This window comes from Vibrio sp. J383, from assembly GCF_023503985.1.
Classification (GTDB): domain Bacteria; phylum Pseudomonadota; class Gammaproteobacteria; order Enterobacterales; family Vibrionaceae; genus Vibrio; species Vibrio splendidus.
The window spans coordinates 1,569,043-1,582,791 of the sequence record NZ_CP097293.1 but is presented as its reverse complement, the minus strand read 5'-3'; the positions used below and the strand labels follow the sequence as shown (position 1 = coordinate 1,582,791).

Genomic DNA, 13,749 nt, shown 5'->3' with positions numbered 1-13,749 from the left:
AAGTACGTGTGTTGCTACAGGGGTTTTGTTAACCACGCGTTCTACAAAACACGTGGTTCTTTGTTCTTAATTACTTAGTGACGACGAAGTTTGCATCTTTAACATCGTCCGAAGCCGTGCCAACGAAGACTTGGAATTCACCAGGCTCTACACCCCAATCCATGCCCGCGCGGTAGAAGGCAAGATCTTCAGATTTCAAAGTAAAGCTAATTGTCTTGGTTTCACCTTTTTCAAAATGAACCTTCTCAAAACCTTTCAGCTCTTTAACTGGTCGAGTAATCGATCCAACCATTTGGCGCGTGTAGAGTTGCACTACCTCTTCACCTGCATGAGCTCCGTTATTGGTAACATCAACCGATACTTTGATTTCGCCGTCGATCGACATTGTCGCTGATGAAAGCTTGATATCGCTGTATTCAAATGATGCGTAAGACATGCCGTGACCGAATGCGTACAGCGGTGTGTTATCTGAATCGTCATAACGTGACTTGTAGTGTTCAGCACGCTGATTAGGGTTTTCAGCGTCATATGGGCGTCCCGTATTTTTCTCGTTATAGAACACAGGAACTTGACCTACTGAACGCGGGAAACTCATCGGAAGCTTGCCCGATGGCGAGTAGTCACCAACCAACACGTCAGATACAGCGTGACCGCCAGAAGTACCTGGATACCATGTGTGTAAAATACTATCTGCGTTGTCGTCTAACCAAGAAAGGTCATTTGGTCGGCCACTCATAACAACTACGTTCATTGGTTTATCAAGCTTCTTTAGCTCTTCCATTAGACGCTGCTGATTACCTGGTAGAGTAATATCCGTACGACTTGCCGCCTCACCTGACATACGCCAATCTTCACCAACAACCAATACAATCACGTCTGACTTATTCGCCACTTCAATCGCTTCTTGGATGTTTTGCTCCAGAGTTGGATCATTCTCATAGATAGAAGGAAGCATTCTTAGGTGCTTCTTAACTTCATAGTCTTCAGCGTTGTAGATGTATGAGTGGGTCGCACCTTGCGCATAGTTAATTTGAACATCATCACCTAAACGCTCTTCCAAGCCTTGGCGAATCGTGACCGGCACTGTCTGACGATCACCCGTTGCTGACCAGTTACCAATCATGTCGTTAGTGCGGTCAGCCATTGGGCCAATCAGTGCAATTGAGTCAATATTATTGATATCAAGAGGAAGTGCATTCTGCTCATTCTTTAATAGAACAAACGACTTTCTCGCGACATCTCGTGCGGCGTCTAAATTCTCTTGTTTAAGAAGTTCAGCTTCAGCACGCTCACCACTTGAGTAACGGTATGGGTCTTCGAATAGACCTAGACGCCACTTCATCTCAAGAATCAGACGAACAGAGTTATCGATCTGCTCCATGTTCACCTTGCCTTCCTCTACCAACTGCTTCATGTAGTTGAGGTAAAGAAGACCTACCATGTCCATGTCTGCACCAGCGTTAAACGCAATTTCTGCAGCATGTTTATCGTCCTTAGCATAACCGTGAGGAACGAGTTCATTGATTGCGGTGTAGTCAGTAACAACAAACCCTTCAAAACCCCACTGTTCACGTAACACGTCAGTTAAAAGCATTTTAGAGCCTGATGCAGGAATACCGTTCAGGTCGTTGAACGAGGTCATGAAGGTGGCAACACCCGCATCAACCATCGCTTTGAATGGAGGCATTTGAGTGGTCCACAGTTCGTGGTCTGATACATCTGTAGTGTGGTAATCACGACCACCTTGAGACAAGCCGTAACCAACAAAGTGTTTTGCCGTTGCCATCACAGTATCAACATCAGAAAGGTCTTCACCTTGGAAACCTTTTACACGAGCAGCCGCGATCGCAGAGCCTAAGAATGCATCTTCCCCAGCACCTTCTGATACACGACCCCAACGTGGATCTCGCGTGATGTCCGCCATTGGCGCGAACGTCCAACTAATACCATCAGCTGCCGCCTCTCGCGCTGCAATACGGGAAGCAAGTTTGATAGCTTCAAGATCCCAAGAAGCAGCTTCACCGATAGATTGAGGGAAAATTGTGTGGTGACCATGAATAATGTCATGACCAACAATAAGAGGAATCCCTAATCGAGTCTCTTCCACCGCCATTGTTTGTAGCTTCTTAGTCCATTCGGCGCCATAAGAGTTGAAAATTGCACCTACCTCACCTCGACGAATTTGCCCCTCATACTCTTCGTTGACAGAAGGACCCGTTACATTTCGCGTACCACTTTGCAAATCAAGCTGGCCGATTTTTTCTTCAATGGTCATTTTCGAAATTAGGTCCGAAATGAAAGCATTCATCTGTGATTTGTCATCGTTCCAAATTGAAGTTGAGACAGGCTCTGTTGGCTCAACATTAATAACATCGCTAAACATGGTTTGAGCCATTACAGGCAAGCTTACTGAAATACTAAGCGCCAAAAGGCTTCGCTTTAGAGTGGTTTTCATCAGTTTTATCTCCGACTAAATGAATAAATTCTATTTTTAAGACGTAAAAAGCCCTGCAGATATTTATTCACTGCATAACTTGTTACGTTCTGTATTTAATTGCTTTTATTTAATTACTCATGGCATACAAAGCCATTATATTTTGAGGAGCCCCCCCACTTTGAATTTGATGAACCATCATCTTCATTGCAGGCGACGTCTTAGAAAATATTAACTTATAAGATTCACAAAGATAGTTGTCTTTATATTTCCCACTAGTTGACTTAAATACTCTGTGTTTTGGGCAACCAGAATTACAAAGTGAATAATATTCACATTGACGACAATAGTCTGAGATCTTTTTATTTTTAGCTTTACCAAACTGACTCTGTCTTTTGCTTGAAGCCAATTTTTTAATGCTTGTATCGTGAATGTTGCCAAGCTTATGTGATGGATAAACATAATGGTCACAAGAATAGAGATCACCATCATGCTCAAGCACTAATGACGTCCCACACTCGTTCAAATGGTGACAGATAGTTGCACCATGACCAATCCAAGTAGACAGTATGCTCTCAAAGGTTTGGACATAAATTTTACCTATGTCCGTGCGAACCCACTGGTCAAACACATCAGATAGAAAGACCCCAAAACCATGAGGAGGCACAGAAAAAGAAGCCATTTCACTGGTGTCTTTAATTGTCTGATTGGCGCCGCTGCATCGAGTAAGACTTTGATCTACCTCTACAATAGGAATGAACTGCATATGTTCAACCCCCATCGATTTTAATGCCTGATAGGTTTCTTTTCCGCGATACCAATTCTTATCGTTTACAACAGTTAAGGTATTAAATTCAACATTATGCTTTATCAATAGCTCTATCGAGCTTTTTACTTTATCAAAAGTTGGATTGCCGTTAATAGATATACGATACCTATCGTGTACATCAGAAATACCATCAATGGAAACTCCAAGTAAGAAATTATTTTCGTAAAAAAACTTTGCCCATTTACTATTTATTGAAATTGCATTTGTTTGGAAACTATTCGTAATCTTCTTTCCATTAGCATATTTATTTTGATATTTAACTGCTCGTTCAAAAAAATCTAAGCCCGCTAATGTTGGCTCACCACCTTGCCAAGCAAAGTCAATTACATCTAAATCACACTCTCGAATATAATTTTTTATGTAATTTCTCAAGCTATTATCTGACATTAAGTAGTGTTCATTGGTCTCTTGAATGAAAGCTTCTTTCTCTAAATAAAAACAGTAATCACACTTCAGATTACATTTGAAACTGGCTGGTTTAGCCATAATGTGGAACTTAGTTAAACTCATAGGATCTCATGCTCAAAACAACGTAAATACATTATTGGTCAACACATCCTTGCGTTTCACATGTGGAATTTACCACATATGAAACCATTACCAACATCATCATTAGGAAAATGTGATGCTCATCTGTTTTATTCACTCTTAGAGATAAGCCTATCCATTAGCTTTAAACTTGCTAGCTAGATATAAGGTGCTTCATTTCAAGTGAGTGCAAGGTCGTGATATATGAAGTCTTGATAGATAAGCTCTAAGATTTTGCTAACAGCCGCTCTTCTAGTGACAGATGTGATCAACTTGCAAGCGCTGGACGCTCTGAGTAGATTGAGAGTGTGGTGGCATGCACCGAGATGAAGGCGTCTCTTGGTTTTAGTAATTCATATATTTATACTTATATGAATTACTAGGGCTGCCTAAACAAAACAGGGGAGATTATTGTATCGAATTTACATTTTTTACTGTTTAACTTTTTGGAAAGTACCGCGCTAACACCTCAAACTAAAACTTATAAATCAATAATTTAAGTTAAGATGATTTGTATTTTCTCGCTAAATTTCGTAAGAATCAGTTAGGTAAAACATTGGATTATATTCAGTTTCTGTACGGTCAGTTAAGAAACTACCAACATCGGGGTTTCCTTGAACCGTTGCACGGTGGTTAAGTTTGATTTTCTAACTTGTGTCAATACTTAACGCAGAACAAGCTTTTTACTTAGTCTTTCATAAAGCTCAAAGGCCTCTGTTTTAGATATCAAATTTCCGAGAGCGTATTGATGAGCTAGCTCAATATCGTCGCTTTGATTGGGGTAATAACGCTTGGCGACTGCAGCGCATAGGGTCAAGTTTGTGTACCAACTGCCGTCTTGCTCGGCCACAAAGTAATACGCCGCTCGAACTAGCCTCTTGCCAATCACCTTAGCGACATCTGTATCAACCATTGTTTTAAAACTCGGGGTCATTTGCTTAAGAAAAGTCGATAAATCGCCATTAAGAGCTTGGGCTATTTCATTACTGGGCTTATATCGTGGAAACTTTATAGATAAATCATTCCCCCAAATACAACAGCAACAATGCTTGAGCCAAAACTGCCAATGGAATTCTTCGCTGGGCTGCAGAACCTCTGAGAGAGATCCTGGATCAATATCAAGCTTAGTCACTTGAGGATAGATTTGGGGTATGGTGTCGGAAAGTAGGTTAAATACTTCCTTTTCTCTCTGACGAATAGGCGTAACGAGTACGATAGAAACATCCAAATCAGAGTGACCAACAATGGCTGCCCCTCTCGGCACGCTTCCATATAAGTAGATGCCGTCAACTTGACCTGGAAGTTCTCTTAGCAGCGAATCAACGACTGCTGACACCACGTCTTGAAATTCTGGCGCAATGTTCTTTGGCAAATAAAGATTTTCAATGAATCCGTCTTTATCGAGCCCTCTATCTAGCTTCTGTATGCCACTTTCCATCACTAAGCCTTTTCCCATTCAGAACGTAGAACCGCCAACACAACGGTATCACACCATTGACCTTTGAAGAATCGATGATCTTTAAAACACGCCTCTTGTTTCATTCCCAGTGACTTACATAATTTAATCGCAGCCAAGTTCTTGCTGATGGTTTCGGCGTAGATACGGTGTATGCCTAACTCTGAGAAACCAAAATCAGCGAGGGCTTCAGATGCTTCTATAGAAAGCCCTTTTCCCTGAGTTTCCCTTGAGAAAGCACTGCCCATCGAAGCTTGTCGATCACCCTCAAGGCGCAAACAAACGGTTCCAATAAACTTCCCCGAGTCTTTGCTTTCAACCGCTAATTGAAAAGACTGGCGCGGAACTTCCAAAGCCTGCGCAACAAACAACTGAGTTAGCTCTCGATATTTGTTAGGTTCGCAATCACTTTCATCATAGAAACGCTGATACTTAGCGTCTTGAGACATCGCAACAAAGGCACACTCGTCTTCAAGACTCATATCTCGAAGAATCAACCTGTCAGTTTCCAGCTTAAACATCAAAATTCCTTTTTATTTTATAGCCATGAAGGGAAAAGCTTCGGAGGTGTTTACTCGTATACTTTCCCGTTATGCTTCAACCAACCATGAGTGTGATGATTACAAGGGTCTTTGTGCGTCCAGTGCATTACGCCACCTTTCTTGTTCCATAATGAAATGTCATTGGGCTGACTAAATAAGTCCCTATCTAGCGGTGCTTGTACTGAGTCGGACAATAACCTCTCGAAACGTCCAAACTGCGCAGTTTTACATGCTTGGTCGAGCGCCCAGAAACACGTGAGCGCCACAGCTTAAAACTGCCAAGCTTGAGATGGCTACGCATAAAACGAATCACTTGCGATTCATTCAAACCAAATTGCTGTTCTATTGCTTCAAACGGCGTTCTGTCTTCCCACGCCATTTCGATAATTCTTGATTCATTCTCTTTAGATAGCATCATGCATACTCTTCCTTTATAAACTGGAAGAAATACGCTCGTTTTAGATTTAAAGATCACAGGACAAACACTTTGAATTGAACGCGGTATAACGCTCGATAAAACAACAGGCTACCAACTAGGCAATCATGGGGTTAAATAAGCTTGTGCGAACTCTCTAAGCACTCTCGCATTATTGTGGTATTTGCTATCCCCGCACTTTGTGCCATCTACTCTGATGTCCGGGCTGGAATATGCAGGTATAACATCTCGCTCATAAGACATCACTGTCCCTCTGTCAGCACAAATTGCACCGAAGGAATATTGAGGAGCTCTTGGATACGTTCCAGAAATGTAACTTTCTATACTATCAAAATCTTTCAATAACGTTTTATAGTCATGATTAGCACCACTTAAATGGCCAATTTCATGCTCCATTAAGTAATCAGGGCAGTTTATCGCTAAAGAAAAAAAGTAGGATACCGAAGATGACATACCACAGTAATCAGACTCAAAGCTAAAATTATAATTAGAAAATACTATCCCAGTAAAAATGGGGACGCCGTCTTCTGTTGTTTCTGGAATCGGTTCTTCCATCGAGAGTTTTAATAACCTCTCTGCTGCGCCCAAATCTTGAAACCAAAGGCTGTCGATTTCAGACGTATAAATCACCTTGGTGACTTTTCGCGTCATAGGAATGCAGGAGTTTTTCAACACCAGATTCGAATAGCTTTCCCATGTCGCTATTTTAGAGGCAACAAATGCTTTGGAATATTCGGCTAATACAGATTCATCAACATAAAGATGGATCTCTGTATTCAAAACCTCACTCTTCACACAAGTAGGAAACTCGATGCTTTGAGCATTGGAGAGTCGACTATTGCTCAACACTATAATCAAAACACAACCAACTAACTGGATGAGCCTTTTGAAGAAACTCTTATTTACTTGTGTATTCACCGCCACCGTCTCCCTAAGTTCAAAGTCCTAAAGACCATTATAAATGCCGTGACTTAAGATTCATAAAGATCACCATTACCAACATCGTCGTTGGCGTACAAAAGTAACCTGCTCTATCTATGCTTTTCAGAAAATAAAAAGCTCGCCAACGAGTGACGAGCCTTGTTTATTATTAAACCTAACTTATTACGACACCCTGCTTACTAAGAAACTTGGTCTCGTAAAGCCAATTCAACGTTTTTCAGCACTTTGAACTCTTCTCGAGTACAGCCGCGCGCCACGGAAACCCAATGGTCGCCAGTTTCATCGGCTCCTTTAAACTCTGCACGCAACTCATATCTTCGCCATGTAACAAACGCCAAAATAAAGGTCAGTGCGAGCATCGGTAAACCGAACTGAGGCACGAATGCCCAAGTCGCAGCCGAGAGGACTAAAGCCAACGAAACAATATTGATTGCGTTTTCTTTAAGACCCAATTGACGAATTTCTAACTGTTTGATTTTACGTAAGCTATACACATCTTTCTTAACTCGGAGTTCGTTAGAGCTCACCAGAAAATCTGATGCTTTGTATGACCTACGAAGTCGCACTAAATTCGCTAACCTGTTGCGTGTTTGATTCTTTTTCATCGCCTTTCTCCATGTTATTAAAGGTTAGTAAAAACTAATATAATCATGAAGTTAATGAACGAGTGCTCATTTTATAAATCAAACTAATATTAAAATCAAGCTTATGCAATTAATAACACTTATAACAACACCGTCTTACATTTTAAATTTCAATATAAAGAAGGCTCATTAAGGAACCTACTCATCATAAATCGGTGTACTTTAGTTAAGTTAGATATAGGCCGATAGTGATTCCGATAATCGACCAAACAGACTAAACGGCGGGCATGGTTCACCCTGCTTTGTAACTACTTATTTCAAAGAGATTTTTGCAATGAATCTCACGCTCTAGGAATGCTGAACCACGGTCACATAACGCTCCATCTTCCATAATCAGAACAACCACCCTCCCTCTTGATCATTGATTTTTTGAATGCCAAAATCATTCAATTGAACATATCAACATAGCTTATCGATTAAGCAATTGATCTCATAACAAAGAGACTGTACGCTTACATTATGCACACGGTTACCTAATGGAGATCACGATGAATGAACTACTGACATGCGCTATGGAACAGAAACAACGAACAACAGTGACGAGTTTATTCGCAAGAAATGGATTCAAGATTGCGGCTACTGACTTTGATGATGTGACTTTCGAACGAGAGAGTGTGTTGGTCAATGTTCGTTTTGATGCGTCTTCAAACGTTGAATCGATTTCAATTCTAAACAACTAACGAGCTCACAAGCAGGTCGCTAAAATAATTGAATGGCCAACATTCGAGTCATTTTAGCGTATCTTGCGACCTGCCCTTTTCTACTTCATCCCCATCCTCTCTCTTCCAAAAGCCACCGAGTGACAATTAAATCAATAACTAGCAATTCCATGAGCTTGGCTTATATTTATTAATACCCTTTGAACAAAAATTCGAAATGATGCCTATGTTCCTAACTCGGTTAATTTATGTCAGTACGCTTTCCGAATGTTGTGATTCCAAAGCATTGGAGGAGATACTCGCTATCTCGCGAGATCATAATCGGCAAAGCCATTTAACGGGGCTCCTCAGCCATAATCAAAAGTACTTTCTTCAATGTATTGAAGGGTCTAGAGAGGCCGTTAACCACACGTACAATCATATTCTTAACGACGAGAGACACAATCACGTCGCAATACTTTATTTTAAAGAGATTGATAGCAGAGAATTTGGAGATTGGTCGATGGGAGACATTCCGCAGTCCAATTTAACCGATCTGTTGAACTTACAGTTTTCAACGTCAGGCCAATTTAACCCGTACGAAATGTCTGGCGAAAGTGCTTACCGAATGCTTTTAGAGTTAAAGCAAAATTTGCCATCTGAATAGATATTCGACCTGACTTAATCCCTAGAGCGAGCAACAAAAAGCCCCAACGTAGGGGCTTTTTTGCAGTTGAATCTAGAGTGATCTAATCGTTAGTATTTCCTATTTGCTCTCAGTGCTGATCACTCCCTGCTCGCTGCCAGCAAGCGCTTACTGTTCGGCGGTAATATCAGACTCTTTGAACACAATGAACGCGCGGCGGTTTAATGCATCGGCTTTTTCAGAGCGTTCATTAATCGCAGGCTGCAACTTACCAAATGACTTCACTTCCCAGATGAATTGCTTAGGGTCGAGTTTGGTTTTGAGGTATTCAACCACCGTTTCTGCGCGGCGCTCTGCCAGCTTTTCATTGTAAGAAAGTGAACCCGATTGGTCGGTGTGCCCTGCCACCATAATACTACCTTGCAGGCCGCTCAATTTAGTTGTGAAGTCATCTAACTGAGTTAGATCTTCTTGCTTGAGTACTGATTTGTCGAAATCGAAGTGCGGCGTCATTGCCATATAAACTTTACGTTCTGGTTTTGGTGGCTCACAGAAAGGCATATCTTCGTACTTCTGAGCTTCTTCAAACACAATAAATGCACGGCGGTTCTCCGCTAGGTCTTTATCTGTCTTACCAAGCAGAAGGGGTTGAGTCTCACCAAGGTGTTTCACTTCCCAGTCATATTGCGTTGGGTCTAATTGCCCTTTCAAATAATCTGCGACCGATTTAGAACGGCGCTGTGAAAGACGTTCGTTGTATTCCAGAGAACCTTTGTAATCAGTATGGCCGACAATCGTGATGCGCCCTTTTAAGCCTCTGATCTCTTTAACAAAGGTATCTAAGTTGATCTTGTCGAGGTCGCGTAATTGATATCTATCAAACGCAAAATGCTCTGCGATGGCGATATGCACCTCACGCTCTGGCGCCAAACACTCGCTGATTAAAAACTTAGACACATCGATACCAGCAAACTTGTCTCGGTTCTCCTGACTCACATAGGTGTCGGTTGCACAGCCGGACAGCAGCAAAGTACTCATCACTGCGCTTATTAGGAAAATAATTGTTTTCATCTTACTCTTAACTGTCACTTCGAATTCTCAACTCTTAACTTTCAACCCACTTTGGGGCTGGCTTAGATCTTACCGACTAAGTTAATGAACACACCGGATGCGTCGTAGTCGTCATCATTGGTTAAGTCACGATCAAACGCAGAGAAGTTATAACCAATCCCCATTTTAAAGTTCTCGCCAATGTGCTTGTTCACCGAAACTAGCGCACCGTGTTCTAGCTCATCGTTGAGTGTGTCTGTTTTCCAGTGGTATTCACCCGTCACATCCCACTCTTTCATCACGCGATAAGAAGCGCTAAGTCCATATAGGTCGATGTCACTTTTAACCATCTCATTCGCACCAGATGCTCGTTCAAAAGCTTGCTGTTTGTCTTTATGGGCGTACTTAGTACCGACGTCCCAATGTTGGTCAATCGAATAGATCGCTTCAACTTCAATGATCTGACTGGTTTCGTCTTGATAATCCACATCGCGATCCAGTTGATCGAAATCTGCAATATACGTGTAGCGGCTCAGTAAATTGAGTCGATCGTTGTAGATCGGACGATACGCGAGGCCGCCAGTGGCTTCAGTAAATTGCGCCATGGTTTCGCCCGTAGTCTCGCTTTCGGTAATGGAGTAGTTGTACTTGCCGAACAATGTGTACTCTTCCGTTAAGTGATGCGTATAACGGTTGGTCGTCACGATTTGTTGAAGTTCTCGCTGAGCGATGTCAGGGTCGTCTTCACTCTTATCCACTCGGTATTCAAATTTGTGGCTAAGGGTTATGTCATCTAGGTCAATTGAGGCATTGAAGCTGATAGATTCACGCTCTGTGGTAATGTTCTGGTCATCTTCAATTTCACCAAGCTGATAACCAATCCCCATCTCGACATCTTCCGTCACATCGTAGCCAAAGCCGTATGAGTCGATACGGCCATGACCATCATTTTCATCAACAAACTGGTTCTCTTGGTAAAAATCGACACTGCTGGTGAGGTCTGCACGCTGACCAACAATCACGTTGTTTTGGCCTTCGTAGTTATCATCTACATAAGTTACGTAGGTTGAGTGGTCATCGGATACATCGTAAGTCACAGTCGCTTCTGCTACTTGGCCTCGGTCGCCATCGGTGTATTCGCCACCAAGAGACAAGTCTTCCAACACTTGGAATTCAGCACCAATCGACGCGCTGTCGTTTTCATCATAGTCATCCGACTGGTCGACGGTCTTTTGCCCTTTGACGTAAACGCTGTTCTCACTGTCCCACATGTATTCCAAACGCACACCCGCTAAGGTGGCATCACTGTGCTCGTCGCTTTGGTTAAGCTCTTCAGTTTGTTGCCCTGCCGCCGAAACTTTGATGTGCTCGGTGATTTTAACTTGAGTCTCGATCTCAATCGTTTCAGTATCTGTTTCTAGATTACCATCGACATCGCGCTCTTCATTGGTCGAGAAGCGAGAGAGAACCGCCAAGCGATCGGTGGCTTGCAAACGGAGCTCTGCACCGTAAGCTTCTTGTTCAAGGTCATCGCTGCTGCTTGCGTAGCTGTATCCCGCGTCTTTGTCTCGATACCAAAGCTTCAGGTCATTACCAACGGCACCAAAGATGGTTGGAGCAAGATCATAAAGGCTGGTGACAGCTGTGATTTGGACACTATCACCCTCGCGGTCTTCCAACGTGTCGCCAATGGGCGTAAAGGTTAAACCACCATCAGTAGAGAAGAAATTCGACTCGGTTTGCCTACCTTCACTATGCGCAAACTCAGCCTTAATGTAGGTCCCTTCAGTGGCACGTAGCGTTAAGTCCGTACCGTAAGACTCGTAGTCTTGGTTGTCCTTTTCTTGAGTCGCATACGTCACGCCAACACCAACGTAATCGTTGATCCAACCTTTAGCACGACCACCGTAAGACATCGCATCTAATGAATCTGAACCTTGTGGAACATACTCATAATCGACAACCAGAAAGTTTTCGTAATCATCGCCGTTTTCAATCACGCTACCAAAGCTATCGGATAGGATGTTGTCGAGTGGTTTGGTCAAAATAATGCGACCTTGGTATGGGTCAAAGTCATAGTCGACGCCAGGCTCAAGTGGGATTTCATTCTGCACTAGGCCAGATTCATCTTTTACTTTGACGTAAACTTTGTCACTTCCCGGTACTGCTTCACCATGACGAAGGAAGTACAGAGAACCGCCCGTACCTAAGAACTCATCGTGTGCATACAAAGAGTCTGCTTCGGCAGTAAAACCGACCACGTTCAAACGATCTTCACCGTATTGTGTAGTATCGCGAGTACGATAATCAGCTTTGAAACCATAGAGACTGCGGTTGTAATCGTTGTTTTCGGTGCCTGTTAAACCCGTGTTGTAGTTACCCCACAAGTATTGAGACTTATCGTATTCAACATTGAGGTAAACCTTGCCTTTGGTGTTGACCACTTTTTCGATGTTTGAGCTGTCACCATAGTTACCGTAATAAAGCTCATCGTCGTCTTCGAGGATATCGAACACATCCGAATCGTCGGAGGCGAACGGATGTTTGAACATGTCTTTGATTTCACTTTCTCGCGTATCAAAGTGAGTCGTTACACCAAGTTTGTCGCCAAATTTACCCTGACCAAAGTACGCTAAACGACCTTGGTTATAGATGTCATCTTGGTACTGGTCATCGACACTTAATGCATCGCTATTACCAGACACATTATTCTTACCAACATAAAGATCAGCCAAGCCGGTTTGTGCGTAGTACGTATCTGGAATACGAACGTACAGCTTGTAACGACGTTCATCACCGTTATCAAACACAACCTTGGTTGGGAAAATGTAGGAGTCTGTTGGTAAGTATTGTTCTGCGTATAAGTTGCCATCTTCTACATCAAATTCATCTTCACCGATGATGACTTTATCTACGCCCTTTAAGCCAGTGCCGATGAATTTCGCTAAGCCCGCATTGGTAGGGATGTTGTGACGCATCAACTTAGCTTGGCCATAGCTTTTATCTTTACTCTCTTCATCGTCGTTATCGTTTCGATCGATCTCGACTTCAGAGTCCGGCTTGACTAAGTCAGTCACACCAACGGTGGTCACATCCATGTTGCCATCTTTGTCCCACGCTTTTAGGCGGAACATCAGCTGCTCACCGACATTAAACTGGTAATCAACATCGGTTTGACCATCCCAATTGATGTCAGAGTCGTTCGCCAGTTTGTCGCCATCAAGTACAGCGATTGGCTCAGACAAGCCAAAGTCACCCACTCGGTACACTTCCAACTGGTACTTTTTGATGTAGTAACCATAGTTGGTGGTAATGGTGAAACCTACGCTGTCTCGCAGTGCGCCCTGCTCGACTTCCAACTCATCGCTGACACTGACGTCGAGCACTGGGTCAAAGCGAGTGATGTCGCGGCTTGCCCAAATAGCGCCTTGTTCTAGGTAAATACGCGAACTATCTTGGTCTTGGTTCGGCTTAGTGATTTCAATGCCAGTCGTCTCAGAACCGAGTTTTTCAAGCTTACCTGTGTCTTTCGCTACCGCCATCACAGGAATGGCAGTCAACACACACGTAGCTAAACGAGACTTACTAAATACTTTCATACAAT

The 13,749-nt window shown here is 42.7% G+C and carries 11 protein-coding genes and 1 pseudogene; 2 read left to right on the top strand and 10 right to left on the bottom strand.

Features of this window, described 5'->3' with window-relative positions:
• Nucleotides 1-70: 70 nt before the first annotated feature.
• From bglX to M4S28_RS07110, 8 genes and pseudogenes are all read right to left on the bottom strand, one after another.
• Nucleotides 71-2,455 carry a beta-glucosidase BglX gene (gene bglX, locus M4S28_RS07145; protein WP_249632575.1) on the bottom strand — a complete coding sequence of 795 codons (2,385 nt, stop codon included), beginning with the start codon at nt 2,453-2,455 and terminating at the stop codon, nt 71-73.
• 109 nt (nt 2,456-2,564) lie between these two features.
• On the bottom strand, nt 2,565-3,749 hold the full coding sequence (locus M4S28_RS07140) for an anaerobic sulfatase maturase (protein ID WP_249632574.1): 1,185 nt from the start codon (nt 3,747-3,749) through the stop codon (nt 2,565-2,567).
• A gap of 706 nt (nt 3,750-4,455) precedes the next feature.
• Nucleotides 4,456-5,217, bottom strand: a complete 762-nt coding sequence (locus tag M4S28_RS07135; protein ID WP_249632710.1) for a nucleotidyltransferase domain-containing protein — start codon at nt 5,215-5,217, stop codon at nt 4,456-4,458.
• A gap of 14 nt (nt 5,218-5,231) precedes the next feature.
• Nucleotides 5,232-5,768: a GNAT family N-acetyltransferase gene (locus M4S28_RS07130; RefSeq protein ID WP_249632573.1), complete on the bottom strand. Its 537-nt coding sequence runs from the start codon at nt 5,766-5,768 to the stop codon at nt 5,232-5,234.
• Between the two features lie 50 nt (nt 5,769-5,818).
• Nucleotides 5,819-5,917, bottom strand: a pseudogene (locus M4S28_RS07125) (DUF3465 domain-containing protein); the annotation flags it as partial.
• A gap of 38 nt (nt 5,918-5,955) precedes the next feature.
• The gene (locus M4S28_RS07120) at nt 5,956-6,207 is read right to left on the bottom strand and encodes a TIGR03643 family protein (RefSeq protein WP_249632572.1); all 252 of its coding nucleotides are present in this window, start codon (nt 6,205-6,207) and stop codon (nt 5,956-5,958) included.
• A gap of 123 nt (nt 6,208-6,330) precedes the next feature.
• Nucleotides 6,331-7,143: a hypothetical protein gene (locus M4S28_RS07115; protein ID WP_249632571.1), complete on the bottom strand. Its 813-nt coding sequence runs from the start codon at nt 7,141-7,143 to the stop codon at nt 6,331-6,333.
• Nucleotides 7,144-7,346: 203 nt separating this feature from the next.
• Nucleotides 7,347-7,772, bottom strand: coding sequence for a hypothetical protein (locus M4S28_RS07110; RefSeq protein WP_004734639.1), 426 nt, complete (start codon nt 7,770-7,772; stop codon nt 7,347-7,349).
• A gap of 527 nt (nt 7,773-8,299) precedes the next feature.
• On the opposite strand from M4S28_RS07110, the gene M4S28_RS07105 reads away from it, so the two are divergent.
• Nucleotides 8,300-8,491 carry a hypothetical protein gene (locus M4S28_RS07105; protein ID WP_004734640.1) on the top strand — a complete coding sequence of 64 codons (192 nt, stop codon included), beginning with the start codon at nt 8,300-8,302 and terminating at the stop codon, nt 8,489-8,491.
• Between the two features lie 205 nt (nt 8,492-8,696).
• Entirely contained in the window at nt 8,697-9,116 is a 420-nt protein-coding gene (locus M4S28_RS07100; RefSeq protein ID WP_249632709.1) for a BLUF domain-containing protein, read from the top strand.
• Between the two features lie 147 nt (nt 9,117-9,263).
• On the opposite strand, the gene M4S28_RS07095 is transcribed toward M4S28_RS07100, so the two are convergent.
• The gene (locus M4S28_RS07095; protein ID WP_249632570.1) at nt 9,264-10,166 is read right to left on the bottom strand and encodes an OmpA family protein; all 903 of its coding nucleotides are present in this window, start codon (nt 10,164-10,166) and stop codon (nt 9,264-9,266) included.
• 62 nt (nt 10,167-10,228) lie between these two features.
• Entirely contained in the window at nt 10,229-13,744 is a 3,516-nt protein-coding gene (locus M4S28_RS07090) for a hypothetical protein (protein ID WP_249632569.1), read from the bottom strand.
• Nucleotides 13,745-13,749: the final 5 nt, after the last annotated feature.